This is a genomic window from Klebsiella sp. JB_Kp042 (assembly GCF_040065275.1).
Taxonomy (GTDB): Bacteria; Pseudomonadota; Gammaproteobacteria; order Enterobacterales; family Enterobacteriaceae; genus Klebsiella; species Klebsiella quasipneumoniae.
Window position 1 is genome coordinate 37,563 of the sequence record NZ_JBEAJL010000116.1, and the last position, 22,193, is coordinate 59,755.

The following is a 22,193-nucleotide window of genomic DNA, read 5'->3' on the forward strand; positions in this document are numbered from 1 at the left end:
GTGAATGGAAAGAAACAATGCAGCAGTTACAGAACGTTATTGAGTCCGCCTTCGAGCGTCGCGCCGACATCACGCCGGCCAATGTGGATACCGTGACCCGCGAAGCGGTTAACCAGGTTATTGCCCTTCTGGATTCCGGCGCGCTGCGCGTCGCTGAGAAGATCGACGGTCAGTGGGTGACGCATCAGTGGCTGAAGAAGGCGGTACTGCTCTCTTTCCGTATTAACGATAACCAGGTTATCGATGGTGCGGAAAGCCGCTACTTCGATAAAGTACCGATGAAATTCGCTGACTATGACGAAGCGCGTTTCCAGAAAGAAGGTTTCCGCGTGGTGCCGCCGGCAGCGGTGCGCCAGGGCGCGTTCATCGCCCGCAACACCGTACTGATGCCGTCCTACGTTAACATCGGCGCCTACGTTGACGAAGGCACCATGGTTGACACCTGGGCCACCGTCGGCTCCTGCGCGCAGATCGGTAAAAACGTTCACCTGTCCGGCGGTGTCGGCATCGGTGGCGTACTGGAGCCGCTGCAGGCGAACCCGACCATCATCGAAGATAACTGCTTCATCGGCGCGCGCTCTGAAGTAGTTGAAGGGGTGATTGTCGAAGAAGGCTCCGTGATCTCCATGGGCGTTTACCTGGGTCAGAGCACCAAAATCTACGATCGCGAAACCGGCGAAGTCTTCTACGGCCGCGTGCCGGCTGGCTCGGTAGTGGTGTCAGGCAACCTGCCGTCGAAAGATGGTAAATACAGTCTGTACTGCGCAGTGATCGTGAAGAAAGTCGATGCTAAAACTCGCGGCAAGGTCGGCATTAACGAACTGCTGCGCACCATCGACTAAAGCAAATAAAAAGCGGGAGATATCCCGCTTTTTTGATATTTGATGCTGGCGAGAATGGATTTTTTCGTTAATTATTCAATGGTTATGATGCTATCAAAGGTACCGTTATGTACGATAATCTGAAAAGTCTTGGCATTACCAACCCTGATGAGATCGATCGCTATAGCCTGCGGCAGGAAGCTAACAACGACATTCTGAAAATCTATTTTCAGAAAGACAAAGGCGAATTCTTCGCCAAGAGCGTGAAGTTCAAATATCCGCGTCAGCGCAAAACCGTCGTCGCCGACGGCGTCGGCCAGGGCTACAAAGAGGTCCAGGAGATCAGCCCCAATCTGCGCTACGTCATTGATGAGCTGGATCAGATCTGCCAGCGCGATCGCACTGAAATCGATCTCAAGCGTAAAATCCTCGACGATTTACGCCATCTGGAAAGCGTGGTCACCAATAAGATCAGCGAAATCGAAGCCGATCTGGAAAAGCTCACCCGTAAGTAAGCGCATCCCCGGCGGCGCGTCGCCTGACCGGGCTGGCGGTATCAAACCGCTACCGACAGCATGCATCGTCCAGGCCGGGTATGGCGAGTCGCTACCCGGCATTTTTCTACCTCCACGCCTTAGCGTTGTTCATCCAGCTGCAGCGCGATATACAGCAGCAGCCGGTCGTCAAAGCTGCCAAGATCCAGCCCCGTCAGCTCCGAGATACGATTCAACCGGTACTCCAGCGTATTGCGATGAATAAACAGCGCCTTCGACGTCGCCAGCGGCTGCACGTTATGGCGAAACCACGCCTGCAGCGTTCGCCGCAGCAGCCCGTTGTTATCCATTGTCTTGAGACGCGCCAGCGGACGGGCCAGCTCATTGGCCTGCCAGCCGCCGCGCAGGCTGTCAAGCAGCACCGGCAGCATCAGATCCTGATAGAAATAGCAGCGGCTCTCCGGCATCCGCTGCTTGCCCACCATCATCGTCGTGCGAGCGGTACGGTAAGAGCGGGCGATACTCCCGGGACCGGTGAAGAAGTTGCCCAACGCCACGCGGAAACGGAGCTGGCCATTCTCTTTCATCCTGGCGATAAGCTGCTCGACGCGCCGGACATGATCGTCGGCGTCCCAGCGGCCAAAGCTGTTCAGCGCCGGTTTCAGCACCACCATTTCCGTGAGCGAGACAATGGCCACGAGATTATGGCGATCGGGCGTGGTCAGCGCGTTCTGCAGCTGCTGTAGTTCCGCCATCGCGCTGTCTACGCCGAGCTGGCCGCTGTCCACCTCAATCATCGCCACCACGCGCGGCTGATTCAGGTCGATGCCTAATCGCTGAGCCCATTCGTTCAGCGCCGGGGTATGCTCTTCCGCCTGAATCAGGTTCATCACCAGCTCTTCGCGCAGACGGCTGTCCTGCGCCAGGAGATGCATCAGTCGCGACTGCTCCAGCATCATCTCTGCCGTCATGCACACCAGCTCGCCATATTTTCGCAGCGACTCCGGCTCGCCGGTCAGGCCGATCACCCCGACGATCTCCCCCTCCAGGCGCAGCGGCAGGTTAATGCCCTGGCGCACCCCGTGCAGATGGCGAGCCACCGCGTCGTCGATATCCACCACCCGCCCCTGAGAAAGCACCAGCAGCGCGCCTTCGTGCAATTCACCAATCCTTTCCCGATCGCCGCTGCCGATAATCCGCCCGCGGGCATCCATCACGTTGATGTTGGTATCGATGATGCGCATCGTCCGCGCCACAATATCCTGCGCCATTTTGGTATCGAGATGCCAGCCAGCCATGTAATCCTCCCCTTTGCAGGGCACCAGCATAAAAGAGTCGTCGCCCTGCCGCATTGTGCATATGCCCGAAGCCCGGATGAGATATGTGGAGTTGTGGAAGCGGTCACAGAACGAAAAAAAGCCCCTGCCCTCGGCGAGGGAAGGGGCTGGGATCAAGCGCTGACGATTACTGCAGCAGCAGGTAGATAGAGGCGTCGCCGCGCTGAATGTTCAGCGCCAGCACGGACGGTTTGGCGTCGAAGATTTTCCGCAGATCGGCGATATTTTTCACCGGCTGCTGGTTGGCCCCGACAATGATGTCGCCTTTCTTGAGGCCAATCTGCGCCGCCGGGGTGCCGGCTTTCACATTATTGACCACCACGCCTTTGTCCTGACCCTTGTTGCTCATTTCCGCCCCTTCAATCCCGTTGAAGATGGTGCTGGAGTCAACCTGGGTCTGGTTGCTCTGCTGCAGTTCGACGGTGACGGTCACCGGTTTGCCATCGCGCAGCAGGCCAAGCTCAACCTTGCTGCCGATAGGCATGGTGCCGACCTGAGCACGCAGCGCGGCGAAGCTGCTGATCGCCTTCCCGTTGAGGGAGGTGATCACGTCGCCGGCTTTAATGCCCGCTTTCGCGGCCGCCGACCCCGGCATCACCTGGCTGACGAAGGCGCCGCGCTGGGCGTCGACTTTCATCGCTTTCGCCAGCTCAGAGTTCAGTTCGGTGCCCATGATGCCGAGCTCGCCGCGTTTCACCTGGCCATATTTCACCATCTGCTCGGTCAGGTTTTTCACCATGTTACTCGGGATAGCAAAACCGATACCGATGTTGCCGCCGTCCGGCGCCAGAATGGCGGTGTTGATGCCGATCAGCTCGCCGTTGAGATTCACCAGCGCGCCGCCGGAGTTCCCGCGGTTAATCGCCGCATCGGTCTGGATAAAGTTTTCGTAGTTTTCCACGTTCAGGCCGCTACGACCCAGCGCGGAAACAATCCCGGAGGTCACGGTTTCGCCCAGACCGAACGGGTTACCGATAGCCACGGTGTAGTCGCCGACGCGCAGCGCGTCAGAGTCGGCAAGCTTAATTGCCGTCAGGTTTTTCGGATCCTGAATCTGAATCAGCGCGATATCAGAGCGCGGGTCTTTACCCACGACTTTGGCATCAAACTTACGACCATCGCTCAGCTGGACCTTAATCGTGGTGGCGTTGTCCACGACGTGGTTGTTGGTCACCACATACCCTTTGGCCGCATCAATAATCACGCCGGAGCCCAGCGCCATGAATTTCTGCTGCTGGCCGCCGTCAGGCTGACCGCCCTGTCCGCCGCCCTGGCAAAACGGCGAACTCTGGAATGGAGAACCATCCTGGCAGAACGGCGAGTTATCGCCAAAGAACTGCTGGAAGTTACGCGGCATCCGTGGGGTATTAACGGTGGTGCTACCTTCAACGTTAATGCTCACCACCGACGGCATCACTTTCTCCAGCATCGGGGCCAGGCTTGGCATCTGCTGCGCGTTAGTGGCCGAAGATGCCGTTTCCGCCGCGCTCGCAGAGAGCGGGGACAATGCCAGACCTAAACTCAGAGCCAGTGCACTCATTGCTAACGTGGTTTTTTTCATCAGTTTCAATCTCAATATCAGAAAACGAAAGTTGCTGTGTACGTGACTATCAGAGTCATTTTATAGCGCTAAGTTCCGGAATTAAGTTTCTGGAAAAAGTAAAAATTTATTGTCCATCTTTACAAAACTCCAGCCTATTCCACCGCCATCAGTCGTCGATATTCATCCCACGCATATAAATCCGTCATCCCGCTGATATAATCCTGAATCAGACGGCAGCGATAATAGTATTCCATCAGCGCAAATTCAGGCGCTGTGCGCGCGAGCTTATTTACCGCTTCCACATAGGCCAGCCGGTGGCGGGTTGAAAGTTTCTGATACAGCCGGGAGGCAATGGGTAAACGCCGTACCCGCTCCTGCGCTACTAATTCGCTGAAATCCTCCAGTGATAATTTCAGCAGCGGCTGATAGATATCCAGCAGGCCGCTGATCACCCGGTAGCCCTGCAATTCCAGTTGCTCGACATCCGGATGGCTAAACACCTGTTTAATCGCTACATTTTTATAAAGCTCCAGCAGCTGACTGCAATCGCTGTCGTCCTCGAGCAGCGCATGATTAAAGTCGCCCGTAAAGATGGCCGGCAGGTTGTCAATAAATCGGCGCGCCGCGTAGGGCACCAGCTTATTCAGCGTGTTCACCCGCAAATACATAAAAAACTGATCTTCCGCGCTCTGCTTCAGGGAATTGGCTCGTGATTTCTCCCAGGCATTTTCCACCACCTGCGAGAATAACGATCCTTTTTCATGGCTGCCCCAGGCGTCGTAAAGATGCTGATAAAGCTGCTCAGCGCTGAAAATACGTTTTTCCACCGCGTCCTCGAGATCCGCGACGCAATATGAGATGTCATCCGCGGCTTCCATAATCCAGGTTAATGGGAACCGATTGTAAGGCGCCAGATCCAGTTCTTTACGCAGGCGCGCCACATACTCCTCTTCGGCTAAATAGTAGCCAGGCTTCTTCATTAAATAACTGTGGCTGGCTGGCGTCGCCTCGGACCACCACGCCGGACGAGTATATTTCAGAATACAGCCGACCTGCGCCCAGGTCAGATTCATGCGCATCAGCGTATGGACCAGACGAATGCCCTGGGCGTTGCCCTCAAAGCAGCAGAGATCCTGGCGCACTTTGCGGCGCAGCGCGTTAAGCGACGTTTCCCCCTCCTGCAGGCGTAATGCCTGCACTTCACAGCGATCGTCGGTCAGCGGCTGCCCGAGCGCATCGCCGGGCGCCAGACGCTGGCGGAACCAGTCGTTAATCGCCGCCTCGCCAAAATGGCCAAACGGCGGGTTGCCGATATCGTGCATCAGGCAGGCCATCTCCACGACGCTCTCGAATGGCCCGGTCAGCTCTTCCAGGCCATACTCTTCCAGCAGCCTCTGCTCTTTCAGCCGGCTCAGTACCTCTTTGGCGATATAACGCCCCACCTGCTGCACCTCCAGCGAGTGGGTCAGACGGGTACGCACCGCTGCGTTGCGCTCCAGCGGGAAGACCTGAGTTTTTTGCTGTAAGCGACGGATGGCCGGCGAGTTGACGATCCGTCCCCGATCGCTTTCGAAGATCCGCAGGATGTCGCGCTCCGTCTCGACACGCGGCGGCGAACGGAAGCGTCGACGCCAGTTTATCTTGTTGCGAAAATCAATCTTTGCCATAGCCTCTCCCGCGCGAGCAATACGCTTCCCCTTAAGCGCATGATAGACTATGCAACTAAACCTGACACATCGCGAGTAAATCTATGAAAATTGGCATTATTGGCGCTATGGAAGAGGAAGTTACCCTTCTGCGCGACAAAATCGAAAACCGCCAGACTATCACTATTGGCGGGAGCGAAATCTATACCGGCCAACTTCACGGCGTTGACGTCGCGCTGCTGAAGTCTGGTATCGGGAAAGTGGCGGCGGCGATGGGCGCGACCCTGCTGCTGGAGCGTTGCCAGCCTGACGTGATCATTAATACCGGCTCAGCCGGCGGCCTGGCGTCGACGCTGAAGGTCGGCGATATCGTCGTCTCCGATGAAGCGCGCTACCACGACGCCGACGTCACCGCCTTCGGTTATGAGTACGGCCAGCTGCCTGGCTGCCCGGCGGGCTTTAAAGCGGACGAAAAACTGGTGGCCGCCGCGGAGAGCTGCATTAACGCGTTAGATCTCAATGCCGTTCGCGGCCTGATCGTCAGCGGCGATGCCTTCATTAACGGCTCTGTCGGTCTGGCGAAGATCCGCCATAATTTCCCGCAGGCGATCGCTGTGGAAATGGAAGCGACCGCTATCGCTCACGTTTGCCATAACTTTAAGGTTCCCTTCGTGGTGGTTCGCGCCATCTCCGATGTGGCCGACCAGCAGTCTCACCTCAGCTTTGAGGAGTTCCTTGCGGTCGCCGCCCGACAGTCCACCCTGATGGTGGAGAATCTGGTCCAGAACCTGGCACGTGGCTAAGTCGCTCTCCTTCGCGCTTGCCGCGCTGCTGTTACTCGCCCCGGCGTGGCTGCTGGCCGCGCCGCGGGTGATCGCCCTCTCCCCCGCCAATACCGAACTGGCCTTTGCCGCCGGGATCACGCCGGTCGGCGTCAGTAGCTATTCCGATTATCCGCCGCAGGCCAAAACGATTGAGCAGGTTGCCAGCTGGCAGGGGATGAACCTGGAGCGCATCGTAGCGTTAAAGCCAGACCTGGTGCTGGCCTGGCGCGGCGGTAATGCCGAACGTCAGGTTAACCAGCTGCAGTCGCTGGGTATCCACGTCCTCTGGGTGCAGACTTCGACCATCGAAGAGATCATCGCCACCCTGCGTCAGCTGGCGCAGTGGAGCCCGCAGCCGGAAAAAGCGCAGCAGGCGGCGCAGGCGATGCAGCAGGAATACGATGCGCTGAAAGCGCGCTATGCCAGCGCGCCGAAGAAACGCGTCTTCCTGCAGTTCGGTTCCGCCCCGCTGTTCACCAGCGGCCCCGGCTCGATTCAGGATCAGGTGCTGAGGCTGTGCGGCGGCGAGAATATCTTTGCCGCCAGCCGTGTTCCCTGGCCGCAGGTGAGCCGCGAACAGGTGCTGGCCCGTCAGCCGCAGGCGATTGTGGTGACCGGCGACGCCAGCCGCATCGCCGAGGCGCAACGCTTTTGGCAACATCAGCTCACCATTTCGTTGATTGCGTTACACAGCGACTGGTTTGAACGCGCAAGCCCACGTATTATCCTCGCCGCCAAACAACTTTGTGCGGCGCTCGACCAGGTAAAATAACCATCCGGTAAAGCGGATGTTCAGTGGGAATCAACGATGCTTGTCTATTGGCTGGATATTATTGGCACGGCCGTTTTCGCGATCTCCGGCGTTCTGCTGGCCGGAAAATTACGCATGGACCCGTTTGGCGTGCTGGTGTTAGGCGTGGTGACGGCGGTGGGCGGCGGAACCATCCGCGACATGGCGCTGGCGAATGGCCCGGTATTCTGGGTCAAAGATCCCACCGATCTGGTGGTGGCGATGGTCACCAGCATGCTGACCATCCTGCTGGTCCGCCAGCCGCGCCGGCTGCCGAAATGGATCCTGCCGGTGCTCGACGCCGTCGGTTTAGCTGTGTTTGTCGGCATCGGCGTCAATAAAGCCTTTCTCGCCGGCAGCGGCCCGCTGGTAGCGGTATGCATGGGGGTGGTGACCGGCGTTGGCGGCGGGATAATCCGCGACGTGCTGGCGCGCGAAATTCCTATGATTCTGCGCACCGAGATCTACGCCACCGCCTGTATTGTCGGCGGCATTGTCCACGCCACCGCGCACGACACCTTCCATCTCCCGCTGGAGAATTCGGCGATGATGGGGATGGTGGTGACCCTGGCGATCCGGCTGGCGGCGATCCGCTGGCACCTGAAGCTGCCGACATTTGCCCTGGACGATAACGGACGGTCATAAAAGCAAAACGGTAACCCTGAGGTTACCGTTTTTAGCGTTGGCGCCCTCTCGCTGCGAGAAAAAGCCCCCTGCCGCGCTCGCTTTAAACGCTGAACGAGGACCCGCAGCCGCAGGTGCTTTTCGCGTTCGGGTTGGTCACGATAAAGCGCGAACCTTCCAGCCCTTCGGTATAGTCGACAGAGCCGCCGACCAGGTACTGCAGGCTCATCGGGTCAACCACCAGGCCGACACCCTGTTTCTCAATGGTCATATCCCCTTCGTTCACCTGATCGTCGAAGGTGAAGCCATACTGGAAACCGCTGCAACCGCCGCCGGTGATATACACGCGCAGTTTCAGGTTCGGATTATCTTCATCCGCAATCAGGTGTTTTACTTTATTGGCTGCGGCTTCGGTAAACTCCAGCGGCAACGCTACGTCATCACTCATTTTTTGCTCCCATTGATACTTCCGGCCGGTTAAAGAATAACCGGACCTTTTGAGCCATTATCTAATACCCTGGTAAATCGTTCAAGTATTCTCCCGGGGTGCCTGCTGCGCTTTTGCCGCCTGCTCGGCCTCCTGCTTCGCCAGAGTACGTTGCAGAATGGTCGAATACAAAGGCTTACCGCCGAGGAATTGCGCCAGTAGTGTTGCGCCAAGGCAGGTAATAATCATTGGCAAAATGAGCTGATAGTTATCGGTCATCTCCAGCACCAGCACAATCCCGGTCAGCGGCGCGCGCACCGAGGCGGCGAGCAGCGCCCCCATGCCGGCGATGGCGAAGGTGCCGGCATCGAGATGGTAGGACGGAAACAGCGGAATAGCCGCCATGCCGAACGCCGTGCCCAGCAGCGTGCCAAGCGCCAGCATCGGAGCGAAAATGCCGCCCGGCGCGCCGGAAGAGAAGCAGATCAGCGTGGTCACCACGCGGGCAATAAAGATGAACAGCAGCAAACCGACGGAGAAGTTACCGGCGGCGGCGATGGGGATCAGGTTAAAGCCGCCCCCCACCGCGGAGGGCTGCATCAGCCCCAGCAGGCCGCAAAGCCCGCCGATGACCCCGCCAATTAACACCCATTTTTTGATGTGGCCGCCGTGAATGCGCTGGAACAGATCCTGGGTGCGTAGCACCAGAAAATTAAACAGCGGACCAAAGCAGCCAAACAGCATCCCCAGCACCAGGTACAGCCACAGGGTATTCACCGGGGCATTGCTCAGCTTACCCACCTCTATAATTGCCGCCTCGCCGTTGAAAATGCGAAACACAATGCTCGACATGATCACGCCGGTAAATACCGCTTTAATGGAGATCAGGTTGTAGCGGAACTGCGGGCGCATCTCTTCGATGATAAACAGGATACCGGCCAGCGGCGCGTTAAAGGCCGCTGAGAGCCCCGACGCCGCACCGGTCGCCAGCAGCGTGTGCCGCGCTTCCGGACTGCGCATGCGGAAAATATCCAGCACCATGCGTCCAATGTTGCCGCCAAGCTGCACCATCGGCCCCTCGCGTCCCAGTACCATTCCGGCGCCCAGGGTCCCCATGCCGCCGATGAATTTCACCGGCAGCACGCGCCACCAGCGCACCGGCCGCAGCTCCTCCAGCGCCCCTTCGATTTCCGGGATCCCCGATCCGCCAGCCTCCGGCGCAAAACGGCGCACGAGGAAATAGCCGACCATCGCCAGCAGCGCCGACAAGATAAACGCCAGCGGCCAGACCAGATACCAGTGGTCCGCCACCTGCGCCAGCGCGCCGATCCGCTGGTTCTGCACCCAGTTCACGCTCTTCTCAAACGCCACGCCCACCAGCCCGGCCAGCGTGCCGACCACCGCCGCCATAAACAGCACCGCCAGCGGCGTTTTATCGCGCTGAATCAACCGGCGCACCGCATCGCCGCGACGCACCCGCACGAACTGATGTGCCTCAAAAGAGGGAGTTTCTGCTTTCATGCCATTATCAATTATTGGTAATACAAATGAAGAGAGAGGCATTTTAGCCGCCCCGGCGCGCTGCGTCGTCAAAAAAATGCCCTTGCGGCACATTGTTTCAATTGGGCAAAACTTTCATAACCATCCTGGAATAACTTAGAATAGCCGATAAAACATTTTTCACGAACCAGGACCCTGGCCATGAGCAAATCTGAAAATCTGTACCACGCCGCGCGTGAACTGATCCCCGGCGGCGTTAACTCGCCGGTCCGCGCCTTCACCGGCGTCGGCGGCACCCCGCTGTTTATCGAACGCGCGGATGGCGCTTACCTCTATGACGTGGATGGGAAAGCCTATATCGATTATGTCGGCTCCTGGGGTCCGATGGTGCTGGGCCACAACCATCCGGCGATCCGCAACGCGGTGATCGAGGCGGCGTCCCGCGGCCTGAGCTTTGGCGCGCCGACCGAAATGGAAGTAAAAATGGCGGCGCTGGTGACCGAGCTGGTGCCGACCATGGATATGGTGCGCATGGTGAACTCCGGTACCGAAGCCACCATGAGCGCGATTCGCCTGGCGCGCGGCTTCACCGGCCGCGACAAGATCATCAAGTTCGAAGGCTGCTACCACGGCCATGCCGACTGCCTGCTGGTGAAAGCCGGTTCCGGCGCGCTGACTCTCGGCCAGCCGAACTCGCCGGGCGTGCCGGCTGATTTCGCCAAACATACCCTGACCTGCACCTATAACGACCTCGCCTCCGTGCGCGCGGCGTTCGAGCAGTATCCGCAGGATATCGCCTGCATCATCGTCGAGCCGGTCGCCGGGAATATGAACTGCATTCCGCCGCAGCCGGAGTTCCTGCCGGGCCTGCGCGCGCTGTGCGACGAATTTGGCGCCCTGCTGATCATCGACGAAGTGATGACCGGCTTCCGCGTGGCGCTGGCGGGCGCGCAGGCTTATTACGGCGTGGAGCCGGATCTGACCTGTCTCGGGAAAATCATCGGCGGCGGGATGCCGGTAGGCGCCTTCGGCGGCCGTCGCGAGGTGATGGACGCGCTGGCGCCCACCGGTCCGGTCTACCAGGCCGGAACCCTCTCCGGTAACCCGATCGCCATGGCCGCCGGCTTCGCCTGCTTAAGCGAAGTGGCGCAGCCGGGCGTGCATGAAACCCTCACCGAGCTGACCAACCAGCTGGCGCAAGGCCTGCTCGATGCGGCGCGTGACGCCGGGATCCCGCTGGTGGTCAATAACGTCGGCGGCATGTTCGGCATCTTCTTTACCGATGCCGAAACCGTCACCTGCTATCAGGACGTGGTGAAGTGCGATGTCGAACGCTTCAAGCGCTTCTTCCATCTGATGCTGGAGGAAGGCGTTTACCTTGCGCCGTCAGCGTTTGAGGCTGGCTTTATGTCCGTCGCCCACAGCGAAGAAGATATCGACAATACCATCGACGCCGCGCGTCGGGTATTTGCCAAACTGTAAGGTGCTTGAATGCCTGGTGACGCAGGGATTTTCCCGGATGCGGCGCATTGCGCCTTATCCGGGCTACCAAATCGCACAGCGCTGTAGCCCCGGTAAGCGATAGCGCCACCGGGGAGTTTCCCGGATGCGGCGCATTGCGCCTTATCCGGGCTACCAAATCGCACAGCACTGTAGCCCCGGTAAGCACTAGCGCCACCGGGGATGTTGAGGCCATCCGGGATCGTTAGCGGCTCTGCTTCCTCAGCAAATAGATAAAGTACGGCGCGCCGATAAAGGTCGACAGCAGCCCCGCCGGGATCTGGTACGGGAACATGATCATCCGTCCGCACCAGTCGGCGAAGACCAGCAGCAGCCCGCCAGTCAGTCCGGAGATCACCATATGCGGCAGCGTTCGGCGGAAGCCCATCATGCGCGCAATATGCGGCGCCATCAGCCCGACGAAGCTCAGCGGGCCGATGGTCAGCGTCGCCGCCGCCGTCAGGCAGGCCGCCAGCAGCAGCAGAACAATCCGCGATGACGTCAGCGCCATGCCCACCGCCCGCGCCGCCTCCCCGCCCAGCGGCAGGATGGTTAACCAGCGGCGACAGAGCGGCGCCAGCGCCAGCAGGACCAGCATCACCGCGCCGCTGCGTACCACCCTCTCCGGCGTCGCGCTGTAGGTCGACCCCGAGATCCACGTCAGGATCTGCGCCATACGCGGATCGCCGCTGGCCTGCAGCATCATCAGCAGCATAGTGAAGGCGGTACTGAGCGCCATCCCCGCCAGCAGCATCCGATGCGGCGAGAAACCGCCCCGCCCGGCGGCCAGCATAATGATCAGCAAAGTGGCCGCCGCGCCAAGGCTCCCGGCCGGCAGCAGCCAGCCAAAGGCGTCGCCAGGCACGAAGAACAGCATCAGCACCACGCCAAAGGCGGCGCCGGAGCTGATGCCCAGCACTTCCGGGCTGGCCATCGGGTTGCCGGTCAGGCGCTGGATAATACAGCCGGCGACCGCCAGCATCACCCCGGCGAACAGCGCCGACAGCACCCGCGGCCAGCGCCAGGGCAGCAGTTGCTCCAGTAGATCGCCGTGAGCCCACAGCCAACCATGGGCATCGCGACCAAAGGCCAGCGCCACGCTCATCGCCAGCAGCAGCAACGCGACGCCCCCGAGAACAAACCATTGCACGTGATAGCGCTCAGGCTGCACATTATCGCCGCCGTTCATCACCGGGGCGCTGATGCTGCGCAGCCGTGGCAGCAGCCACAGCAGCAGCGGCGCGCCGATCAGGGCGGTGACCGAGCCGGTGGAGATTTCCCGCCATACCCGGCTCAGCCAGAGGATCACCTGATCGGAAAGCCACAGGAGCAGCGCGCCGATCAGCGCCGCCAGCAGCAGCCGGGCCAGCAGTCGACGGGCGCCGAGCATTTTCGCCAGCAGCGGCGCGAACAGGCCGATAAAGCCGATAATCCCGACCGCGTTGACCAGCAGCGCGCTCATCACGATCGCCAGCGTCAGGGCGCCGAGGCGCGCCAGAGACAGCGCCAGCCCCAGGTTGCGCGCCACCCCGTCATCGAGCCCCATCAGAGTCAGCGGACGCAGCAGCAGCAGGGTGAGTATCGCCCCGCCCAGCAGCTGCGGCCACAGGCGCTGCGCCACGCTCCAGTCGGTTTGCGTCAGCGTCCCGGTGCTCCACAGGAACATGCTCTGCAGCTGGTCGTGATGGAAAATCACCATCAGCTGGTTAAGCGCCCCGCAGTAGAGGCTGACCACCAGGCCCGCCAGGATCAGCGTTACCGGCGACAGACGCTTGCCCCAGGAGACGCCAAACACCAGCGCACCCACCAGACAGGCCCCGGCCAGCGCGGCAAACTGCGACGCCAGCACGCCGGGGATGGCCCACAGCGTGGTGACCGTTATCCCCAGCTGCGCGCCGGTGGCGACGCCAAGGGTGGTCGGCTCCGCCAGCGGATTGCGCAGCACCTGCTGGAACAGTACGCCGACCAGTCCCAGCCCGGCCCCCACCAGCAGTGAAACGGCCACCCGCGGCAGCAGGCTGTAATGAAACAGCATCTGGGCAATCTGATCGCTATCCGGCTGCCGCAGCGCCTGCCGCCATTGCGCATAGGGCAAGGCGACATTGAGATTGACGATACTCAACGCGAAGGCGGCAACCAGCAGCGCGGCCAGCAGGATACTGGCTAACGGTGAAATACGCGTATTCATGCCGGACTCCCCTGGGCCTCGGCCAGCACGCGGGCAAAATGCATCGCCGACAGCGTCGCGCCATAGAACCATACGGCCGGAACGCGCTGGAAGCGCCCCGCGCGCACGAACGGCATCGCCTGCCACAGCGGGGTCGCCAGCAGCTGGGTCATCTCCCGCTCGTTACCATGATCAAAACAGATCACATCGGCCTCGTTAAACGCCGCCAGCCGGTCGATGCCAACGCTGACGCTGCCCCAGAACGCCGCTTCGCCGCGCCAGGCGTTTTTAATACCAAAGCGGTCAAGCACCTCCTGGAACAGGCAGTTTTCGCCAAACACCAGAACGTGGCGCGGATCGAGCAGGGAGATCATCAGCAGCGGACGGTCGCCGCGCCCGGCAAAACGCGGCTTCAGGCTCGCCATCAGCGCCTCAAACTCCGCCAGGTGGCGCTGAGCCTGCTGCGGTTTGCCCAGCAGGTCAGCCATCTCCAGCAGCGAGCGCTGAGCCATCGCCAGCGGGCGTTTGCCGTCGCTAAAGGTGAATCCGCGGCCGGGGGCGATACGCGCCAGCTTCTCCGGCGACGGGCCGTAGCCTGCTGACCAGACGATAAACGACGGTTTCATCTGCGTCAGCAGCTCAAGATTGGGTTCAGTGCGCAAACCGACATCGATCACCGAGTCGGGCAGCGCGGGCTCGTTCACCCACAGGCGATAGTTAGGGATATCGGCCACGCCGTAAGGCGTGACGCCCAGCGCCAGCAGCAGCTCCGCCGGCAGCCACTCCAGGGCGACCACACGCTGCGGGTCAACGTTCGCCGCCTGCGCGCCGCGCATCTGCCACAGCAGCGGCGAGAGCGCCATCGCGGTCAGCAGGCGGCGTCGGGTTATCTGAGTCGGGGTCATCATCAATAGACAAAGCTTACCGGCGCCGCGCCGGCCGGGTGCGGCAGGATCCCCATCGGGATGCCGTAGATTTGTTCCAGGGTGTCGCTGCGCATCAGTTCCGCCGGCGTCCCCTGGGCGATCATTTCCCCGCCGCGCAGGGCCACCAGATAGTCGCAGTAGCGGGCCGCCATATTAATGTCGTGCAGGACGGCGATCACCGTCAGGCCGCGCTGCTGGCTGAGACGATGCACCAGCGCGAGGACATCAACCTGATGGGCGATATCCAGCGCCGAGGTGGGTTCATCGAGCAGCAGACAGCGGCTATCCTGCGCCACCAGCATGGCGATCCACGCCCGCTGGCGTTCGCCGCCGGAGAGGCTGTCCACCAGACGATGGGCGAGCGGCTTCAGCCCTACCAGCGCAATCGCCTCTTCCACTTTCTCGCGGTCCGCCGCGCCAAAGCGACCCAGCGCGCCGTGCCACGGATAGCGGCCGATCGCCACCAGCTCGCGCACCGTCATACCTTCGGCCGGCGGCAGCTGCTGCGGCAGATAGGCCACTTTGCGGGCAAAGGCTTTGCTGCCCCAGCTCTCCAGCGGCTGGCCGTCCAGCAGCACATCGCCTGCGGAAGGCGGCTGATGGCGGCCAAGCATTTTCAGTAACGTCGACTTGCCGGAGCCATTATGGCCGATCAGGCCTGTGACTTTTCCGGCCGGGAAGGTGAGCGAGAGCGGATGGAGCAACGTGCGGCCAGGCACACGGAAAGTGACGCGATCCAGCGCGAAGGTGGTTTCTGCGTGCGGAGTCTGTTCCTGCATAGCGATAACCTGATAAAGGGCGCGGCGAACCGCGCCCGTAGGTGGTTAGAAACGGAAGGTGGCGGTGGCGACGACCTGACGTCCGGCCCCCCAGTAGCAGGCGTATTCGCTGTAGCAACTGGAGACATATTCGCGGTCGAACAGGTTGTTGACGTTGACGCCGACCGACGAGCCCGGCAGGCCAAAGCGCGCCAGATCGTATTTCACCGTCGCATCCATCAGCGCATAACCGGCCACACTAAAGGCATCATTTTTCTTACCGGTGCTGGTGTCATTTTTGTAGTAGCTGACCGTTGAACCGATATAGCGCGCCCCGGCCCCAATCGTCAGACCGCTCAGCGCGGTTTCGTGGAAGGTATAATCCGCCCACAGGGAGGCCATGTTACGCGGCACTTCCGCCGGACGTTTGCCGTTGAACACCGTATCGTGAGTGTACTCCGCATCGGTGTAGCTGTAGGCTGCGGTGACGTTAATATTGGCGTTCACCGCCGCCTTCGCCTCCAGCTCAAGGCCGCGGGAGCGGATTTCGCCGGTCTGGATGCTGAACGCCTGGTTAGCCGGATCCGCCGTCAGGTTCTTGTCTTTGGTCAGCTGATAGACCGCCGCGGTGACCACCACCGGCATATCTTTCGGCACATATTTCACGCCGGCTTCATACTGCTTACCGCGCGACGGATCGAACGGCTTACCGCTGCTGCTGGATCCCGATACCGGTTCAAACGATTCGCTGTAGCTGAAGTACGGAGAGATACCGTTATCGAACAGGTAGTTGATGCCTCCGCGCCAGCTGAACTGCTGGTCGTGGTTCTCCGCCAGGCTGTTGGTGGCGCGGGTTAACGTTGAGGTCGTGGCGTAATCGTAACGGCCGCCCAAGGTCATCACCCATTTATCCCACTCCATCTGATCCTGCGCGTACAGGCCAGTCTGCTCCATCCGGTTGAGCACCGCGTACGGGAAGGTGACCTGAATATTCGGGTTGCCGTACTGCGGATTGTTCATGCTGATGGGATCCGCCGTCCCGTAGTCGGCATCCACATCGTTACGCATCCGCGAGTAGTCCACGCCGGTCAGCAGGGTATGGCTAACCGCGCCGGTGGCGAAATCAGACTGCAGCTGAGTATCGACGGTGAAGGTGTTCAGGTGCTCGTCGGAGCGCACATAGGCGCGATTCATGTAGCCCGGCGCGACATAGCCGTTGCCGTACACCGAACGATAGAGCGTATGCACATCGGCATAGCGCAGGTTCTGCCGTACGGTAAAGGTGTCATCGAACTGATGGGAGAAGCTGTAGCCCACCATCTTCTGGCGGCGGGAGATTTTATTATCCGCCTCGCCTTCGTTGAAATCGGTCGGCAGCTTATGCGCCTTACCGTTGGCGTCGTAATACGGCACCACGGTGCCTTCGCGCGGCAGCCAGCCGTAGTAGCCCGCATCCGGATCATTCTGGAAGTTGCTCAGGAAGGTGAAGTCGGTTTTATCGTCCGGACGCCAGCTAAAGGAGGGCGCCACCGCGTAGCGGGTCGATTTCGCCATCTGCTGTTGGGCATCCTGGCTGCGGCCCAGGCCGGTCAGGCGGTAGGACCAGACGCCGGCATCATCAATGGCGTCGCTGAAGTCAAACCCGGTCTGCCACAGATTGTCGGTGCCCATCTTAAACTGCACTTCTTTCAGCGGCTCGGTGGTCGGGCGTTTGCTGACCATGCTGACGATACCGCCCGGGTTGCTGTTGCCGTACAGCACCGAGGTTGGCCCGCGCATCACTTCCACGCGCTCCAGGAAGTAAGGATCCATGGAGACTTCAGAGTAGTTATTCCCCTGCAGCTTCATGCCGTCCAGATACTGGTTGGTGTTGACGGTCGTCGAGGTGGTGAAGCCGCGAATGGTGACCACGTCATAGGTGGTCGAACTGCCGCGGGTGGAGAAGACGCTTGGCGTATAGGAGAGCGCCTCTTTTACCGTCGTCGGCTGACGCATCTCCATCTCCTGGCGCGTCACCACCGACACAGACTGCGGCGTTTTTTCTATCGGGGTATCGGTTTTCGTCGCCGTGGCGGAGCGTTTCGCCGCGATGGTCGGCGCCGGTCCCCAGGCGCTTTCCTGGGCGGCCGGGGCGGCAATGACGGTAATGGTTTCTTCTTGCTTCGGTTGTTCTGCTGCCTGTGCGTAGACAGACATGCCGCTAACCGCCGTGGCTACTACAGCTGCGACTTTACGCAGCGAGTGGTTTGGCTGAGCAGTTTTTGGACGCGCCATGGGTATATCTCTGATGAAAGTGAATGATAACGTAAACGAGAATTATTATTATGACGGGCGATATAATAGGCGAAACGTTGAAGGCAAGGCAAGCGATATGCCTGTCGCTGCGGGCTGAAGGCTGAATTAATAACCAGATAGTTATTATGGAGTTAAAGAGCCGTTAACTTTTTTACAGGCATAAAAAAACCCCTTAATACTTTCGTCTTAAGGGGTCTGGTCTTAGGGCTTAAATCAGTTACTGCCGAACATATCCTTGATCCAGCCCGCGACGCCGTCGCTCTTCTCCTGCTGCTTCGGCGGCTGCTGTTGCTGCTGCTGCTGTTGCTGTTGCTGCTGAGGCTGCTGCTGCCCGGACTGATTGAACGGGTTGTTCGCTTCCTGCTGCTGCAACTGCTGCTGCTGCATCATTTCGCCCTGGCGGCACAGCGCATCCGGCTGCGTCGTCCACACCGGCAGCGAACGCATACCGCCGCTGCAGACGAAGTTGCCGTTGCTGTCCACGCCCATGTCGACCACGTCCTCAGGCGCCGTCAGCACCAGCGGCGTTGGCGTCTGGTTCGCCAGATAACGCTGGTAGATCGACATCGCACCGCTGGCGCCGTACAGTTTGGTTGGCTGGTTATTATCGCGACCCACCCAGGTGATGGTCACCTGGCTACCGTCGATCCCGGCAAACCAGGTATCGACGTTATTGTTGGTGGTCCCTGTTTTCCCCGCCAGATGGAGGCCAGGATACTTCGCGCCCAGCTGACGCCCCGTCCCGCGCTGCACCACCTGCTGCATGGTCCACAGCGTCATGTAGGCCGCCTGGGCAGGCACCGCGCGCTCCGCCTGCGGGTAGCTCTGATACAGCACCGTGCCATCTTCCGCAATCACTGACCGCAGGGCGGAGAGTGGCGCACGGTTGCCGCCGCTGGCGATGGTCTGGAAGGCCTGGGCCACTTCAATTGGCGTCAGGTTCAGCGCGCCAAGCAGCATCGCCGGCACGGCGTTGAGCTGATTCTTCGGCGCCCCCAGTTTGGTCCAGGTATCGACCACCGCCGGCAAGCCCAGCGCCATCCCGAGGTTAACCGTCGGCACGTTCATCGAACGGGTCAGGGCATCCACCAGCATCACCTGGCCGCTGAAGCGACGATCGTCGTTCTGCGGCGACCAGGTCTGGCCGTTGGACAGGCGAATGGTCACTGGCGCATCGGCGATCCACGTATTCAGGCGATACTGGTTCGGCTGGCTCAGCGCGGTCAGATAGGTCGCCGGCTTGGCCAGAGAACCAATCGACCGGCGGGCCTGCATCGCACGGTTGTAGCCGGCGAACTGCGGCTCCGCGCCGCCGACCATCGCCCGCACTTCACCGGTAAAGCGGTCCACCACCACCATGGCGGTTTCCAGATCTGCCAGCTTGCGCTGTTTCTTCAGTACCGGGATCCCTTCAGTAGCCGCTTTTTCCGCGGCATCCTGCGCCACCGAGTCGAAGGTCGTGAAGATCTTCACGCCGGAGAGATCTTTCACTTTATCGCCCAGCTTCGCCTGCAGCTCCTGACGCACCATCTGCATAAACGCCGGCTGCGGTGAAATCACCCCGCCGCGCGGCTGCACGCCCAGCGGACGCGCGCTCAGCATGTCGTACAGCTCCTGGTCGATGACCTGCTGCTGCTGCAGCAGACGCAGCACCAGATTGCGTCGCTCAAGGGCCAGTTTCGGGTTGCGCCACGGGTTATAGACCGAGGCCCCTTTCACCATCCCCACCAGCAGCGCCTGCTGGTCGAGGCTCAGCTCTTCCACCGGACGGCCAAAGTAGTACAGGCTGGCCAGCGGGAAGCCGCGAATTTCGTTATCGCCGCTCTGACCGAGGTACACCTCGTTCATATACAGCTCAAGGATGCGATCCTTGCTGTAGCGGGCGTCGACGATCAGCGCCATGTACGCTTCGTTGGCTTTACGCCAGTAGGAGCGTTCGCTGGAGAGGAACAGGTTTTTCACCAGCTGCTGGGTCAGGGTACTTGCCCCTTGCACCGTCCGGCCTGCCGTCAGGTTCGCCAGCACCGCACGGCCGATGGAATAGAGGCTGATACCATCGTGCTCGTAGAAGTGGCGGTCTTCGGTCGCCAGCAGCGTATCCACCAGCAGGTCGGGGAAGCCGCTGCGCTTCACGAACAGACGCTGCTCGCCGTTCGGCGACTGCAGCATGGTGATAAGTCGCGGATCGAGGCGGAAGAAACCGAACTGGCGGTTGTTATCCATATTCTCGATGGTTTCCAGATGGTCGCCATCGAAGGTCAGACGCGCGCGCACCTGCCCTTCTTTACTGTCCGGGAAATCGAACGGACGGCGGATCATCTCGATGCTGTTGGCCTGCACCGTATATTCGCCGGGACGCGTCATCGCGCTGACCTGACGATACTGGGTGGCGTTCAGCAGACGCACCATCTCGTTTTTGCTGATCTGCATGTCCGGCTCAAGGTTCACCATTCGGCCATAGACCGCGGCCGGCAGCTCCCAGACTTTACCGTCAATGCGGCTGCGGATTTTCTGGTCGAGGTAGACGCCATAGGCGGCAATCAGCACCGCGAAGACAATCCCCAGCTTGACCAGCAGCCACAGCCAGCTGCGCTTACGACGAGGCTTACCACCTTTGCCTTTGCCTTTTCTCGGCACCGGTTTCTCATCCTCATAATCATCGTCATCATACTCGTCGTCGTAGTCCTCTTCCCGGACCCGGCGACGGGTGACTTTCTGTTTTGTCGGACGTGAGGGTCTTCCCTTACGTCCGATAGGCTCGCGGTCATCTCCCGCCATGCTTTTTCTCCGCAACGTTCAGGCGCAAAGGCCTGATTCTCAATACTTCCCCTGTTCAGAGGAAGAAGAAATCTCTCAAATTAACGTCCTGGCTGCTTACCCTCGGGACGACAACCTGCTGGCGGGCAGAACGCCCCGCCCACCTTTCAAAGGGTTGGTTTGCTTCGTTTCACATGATACTAACAATAAAAATTCACCATAAAATCATTGTGTTAAACGCATCACTGGCAGAATGAGTCAGAACATAGCACGTAATGTTCAGGGCATACAGGATAGCACTAAAATGCGACATTCTTAACCAGCATTTTACCTCGTGCTCACGTAACAAGATGGGAAAGAGTATGTTTTTTAATAACATAAAAAATGACGCTCGCCCTGACGCCAAATGCGGCGACATCATCTGCCGCAGAAAATATATTTTCCGGCCGCCAATATTTATTATTGAAAGAAGTAAAGGGGATTAATCGAGTTTCTGCCAATAAAAATGAGAGCCTGTTAACATTTATGCAGAATCATATTTTATGATGACACCAGGGAAATATTTGTTAAACTAGCGGCCAGTGATTCATTATTTTGATTACTCTACTATGCGCATTCCGCTTATATTTCCGCTTTGCGTGGTGGCCGTGCTCTCTGGCTGCCAACAGAAACCCGCCTCAACGCTCAGTCCGGCCATCAGTAGCCAGGCGCAGCTCGAGCAGCTCTCGTCCGTGGCGGCAGGAACGCGCTATCTCAAGAATAAATGTAATCGTAGCGATCTGCCCGCCGATGAAGCTATTTATCGCGCGGCGGTGAATGTCGGCAAAGCGCGCGGCTGGGGAAATATTGACCCGGCAACGTTAAGCCAAAATAGCGACCGGCTTTACCAACAGCTTTTACAGGACAGCACCCCGGAAGCCGCGCAGTGCAGTCAATTTAATCGCCAGCTTGCTCCCTTTATTGCCAGCCTGCGCGGCGACTAAGCAAAATATCTTCAACGCGCATTTTATTGCGCGTGCCCCTTATTCGCCTTTCGGCTCCTCGTCAATTTTCCCCCCGGGCCAGTCCTCCAGCGCCGCGAGGGTAAAGGTCGTGCCGTTGAAGCTAAAGATCGTCACATCCTGCTGGATCTGCTCCACCACCAGATTGGGCAGCGGGGAGTCGCCCTCCGTCCACGCTTTGCCATTTAACACAATGCTGCGCTTTTCCGCTAACGAGGCGTAGACATGCGCGCTATAGCGCAGAGGCGGCAGCGTATCGCTGTCCACCACCGGCGCGGCGGGCGCGCTGGGTTTTGTCGCCGGCGGCGGCGTCTTTGGCGCGGCCTCTCCGGCTGCGGTTAACGGCAGAAGCGCCGCATGCGCCACCGGCAAGGGCAGCGTTTGCGGCGGTGCCGGATGACGCCACTGCTCGCCGCCAAACCAGCCGAGCGCGAATAATAATCCGGCGTACAGCGGGATAATCCAGCCTGGGATCTGCACCATCCGGCCGCGGATCACCGGCGCGTCCGCCTGCGCGGAAGGCGGCTGATGCGCCACCAGCGGGGGGATCCCTCTTTCACTGTCATCACGAACAATCACCACGATCTCCTGTTCCCTCACGATAACGAGAAGGCGCCCTTACGGGCGCCCCAAACGGCTGACAAAGCGCAATCTTCAGGGATTGCCCGGCGGCGCTGCGCTTGCGCGGGCCTACAGCTAACTGCATAACGGTTTGATATTGCAGTCCTTCACAGGCCGGGTAAGGCGAAAGCCGCCACCCGGCAGAAAGGCGGCACAATATCA

General features: G+C 59.9%; 19 protein-coding genes. 8 read left to right on the plus strand and 11 right to left on the minus strand.

The annotated features are described in order from the left end of the window. The first annotated feature begins 17 nt into the window (after positions 1-17). Both dapD and ABLV54_RS25100 read left to right on the plus strand, forming a co-directional pair. Positions 18-842, plus strand: a complete 825-nt coding sequence (dapD, locus tag ABLV54_RS25095) for a 2,3,4,5-tetrahydropyridine-2,6-dicarboxylate N-succinyltransferase (protein ID WP_002889295.1) — start codon at positions 18-20, stop codon at positions 840-842. A gap of 107 nt (positions 843-949) precedes the next feature. Further along, the gene (locus ABLV54_RS25100; protein WP_002889292.1) at positions 950-1,336 is read left to right on the plus strand and encodes a DUF3461 family protein; all 387 of its coding nucleotides are present in this window, start codon (positions 950-952) and stop codon (positions 1,334-1,336) included. Between the two features lie 119 nt (positions 1,337-1,455). Here ABLV54_RS25100 and cdaR read toward each other — a convergent pair whose 3' ends face one another. The 3 genes from cdaR to dgt all read right to left on the minus strand — a co-directional run bounded on the left by cdaR (position 1,456) and on the right by dgt (position 5,862). Further along, positions 1,456-2,613, minus strand: a complete 1,158-nt coding sequence (cdaR, locus tag ABLV54_RS25105; RefSeq protein WP_050533898.1) for a DNA-binding transcriptional regulator CdaR — start codon at positions 2,611-2,613, stop codon at positions 1,456-1,458. 166 nt (positions 2,614-2,779) lie between these two features. Then, entirely contained in the window at positions 2,780-4,213 is a 1,434-nt protein-coding gene (degP, locus tag ABLV54_RS25110; protein ID WP_023292042.1) for a serine endoprotease DegP, read from the minus strand. Positions 4,214-4,347: 134 nt separating this feature from the next. Continuing rightward, positions 4,348-5,862: a dGTPase gene (gene dgt / locus ABLV54_RS25115; RefSeq protein WP_023292041.1), complete on the minus strand. Its 1,515-nt coding sequence runs from the start codon at positions 5,860-5,862 to the stop codon at positions 4,348-4,350. 83 nt (positions 5,863-5,945) lie between these two features. On the opposite strand from dgt, the gene mtnN reads away from it, so the two are divergent. The 3 genes from mtnN to ABLV54_RS25130 are packed head-to-tail and all read left to right on the plus strand — an operon-like array spanning position 5,946 to position 8,100. After that, entirely contained in the window at positions 5,946-6,644 is a 699-nt protein-coding gene (gene mtnN / locus ABLV54_RS25120; RefSeq protein WP_023292040.1) for a 5'-methylthioadenosine/S-adenosylhomocysteine nucleosidase, read from the plus strand. Further along, positions 6,637-7,437, plus strand: a complete 801-nt coding sequence (gene btuF / locus ABLV54_RS25125) for a vitamin B12 ABC transporter substrate-binding protein BtuF (RefSeq protein ID WP_050533865.1) — start codon at positions 6,637-6,639, stop codon at positions 7,435-7,437. Before mtnN ends, btuF begins: the two co-directional genes overlap by 8 nt. Before the next feature lie 36 nt (positions 7,438-7,473). Next, the gene (locus ABLV54_RS25130) at positions 7,474-8,100 is read left to right on the plus strand and encodes a TRIC cation channel family protein (RefSeq protein WP_023292038.1); all 627 of its coding nucleotides are present in this window, start codon (positions 7,474-7,476) and stop codon (positions 8,098-8,100) included. 82 nt (positions 8,101-8,182) lie between these two features. Here ABLV54_RS25130 and erpA read toward each other — a convergent pair whose 3' ends face one another. Next, positions 8,183-8,527, minus strand: coding sequence for an iron-sulfur cluster insertion protein ErpA (erpA, locus tag ABLV54_RS25135; protein WP_002889275.1), 345 nt, complete (start codon positions 8,525-8,527; stop codon positions 8,183-8,185). Positions 8,528-8,608: 81 nt separating this feature from the next. Continuing rightward, on the minus strand, positions 8,609-10,027 hold the full coding sequence (gene clcA, locus ABLV54_RS25140) for a H(+)/Cl(-) exchange transporter ClcA (protein WP_032452788.1): 1,419 nt from the start codon (positions 10,025-10,027) through the stop codon (positions 8,609-8,611). Positions 10,028-10,207: 180 nt separating this feature from the next. On the opposite strand from clcA, the gene hemL reads away from it, so the two are divergent. Continuing rightward, the gene (gene hemL, locus ABLV54_RS25145; RefSeq protein WP_017900647.1) at positions 10,208-11,488 is read left to right on the plus strand and encodes a glutamate-1-semialdehyde 2,1-aminomutase; all 1,281 of its coding nucleotides are present in this window, start codon (positions 10,208-10,210) and stop codon (positions 11,486-11,488) included. Between the two features lie 223 nt (positions 11,489-11,711). Here the strand turns inward: hemL and fhuB are convergent, their stop codons facing one another. The 5 genes from fhuB to mrcB form a co-directional block, all read right to left on the minus strand. Further along, a complete protein-coding gene (fhuB, locus tag ABLV54_RS25150; protein WP_050533866.1) occupies positions 11,712-13,694 on the minus strand; it encodes a Fe(3+)-hydroxamate ABC transporter permease FhuB in 1,983 nt (660 codons plus the stop codon). Next, a complete protein-coding gene (gene fhuD, locus ABLV54_RS25155; protein WP_032452786.1) occupies positions 13,691-14,581 on the minus strand; it encodes a Fe(3+)-hydroxamate ABC transporter substrate-binding protein FhuD in 891 nt (296 codons plus the stop codon). The genes fhuB and fhuD overlap by 4 nt, the downstream gene beginning before the upstream one ends. Next, positions 14,581-15,378 (minus strand): Fe3+-hydroxamate ABC transporter ATP-binding protein FhuC, encoded by a 798-nt coding sequence (gene fhuC / locus ABLV54_RS25160; protein WP_004204431.1) that lies wholly within the window; start codon positions 15,376-15,378, stop codon positions 14,581-14,583. The genes fhuD and fhuC overlap by 1 nt, the downstream gene beginning before the upstream one ends. A gap of 45 nt (positions 15,379-15,423) precedes the next feature. After that, positions 15,424-17,631 (minus strand): ferrichrome porin FhuA, encoded by a 2,208-nt coding sequence (fhuA, locus tag ABLV54_RS25165; protein ID WP_050533867.1) that lies wholly within the window; start codon positions 17,629-17,631, stop codon positions 15,424-15,426. 234 nt (positions 17,632-17,865) lie between these two features. Further along, positions 17,866-20,430 carry a bifunctional glycosyl transferase/transpeptidase gene (gene mrcB / locus ABLV54_RS25170; RefSeq protein ID WP_050533868.1) on the minus strand — a complete coding sequence of 855 codons (2,565 nt, stop codon included), beginning with the start codon at positions 20,428-20,430 and terminating at the stop codon, positions 17,866-17,868. A gap of 363 nt (positions 20,431-20,793) precedes the next feature. On the opposite strand from mrcB, the gene ABLV54_RS25175 reads away from it, so the two are divergent. Next, complete coding sequence (locus ABLV54_RS25175; protein WP_072096638.1) at positions 20,794-20,955, plus strand: hypothetical protein; 162 nt, start codon at positions 20,794-20,796, stop codon at positions 20,953-20,955. Between the two features lie 62 nt (positions 20,956-21,017). Then, complete coding sequence (gene gspS, locus ABLV54_RS25180) at positions 21,018-21,392, plus strand: type II secretion system pilot lipoprotein GspS (RefSeq protein WP_023292031.1); 375 nt, start codon at positions 21,018-21,020, stop codon at positions 21,390-21,392. A gap of 39 nt (positions 21,393-21,431) precedes the next feature. Here gspS and gspB read toward each other — a convergent pair whose 3' ends face one another. Continuing rightward, entirely contained in the window at positions 21,432-21,989 is a 558-nt protein-coding gene (gspB, locus tag ABLV54_RS25185; RefSeq protein ID WP_044521071.1) for a type II secretion system assembly factor GspB, read from the minus strand. Positions 21,990-22,193: the final 204 nt, after the last annotated feature.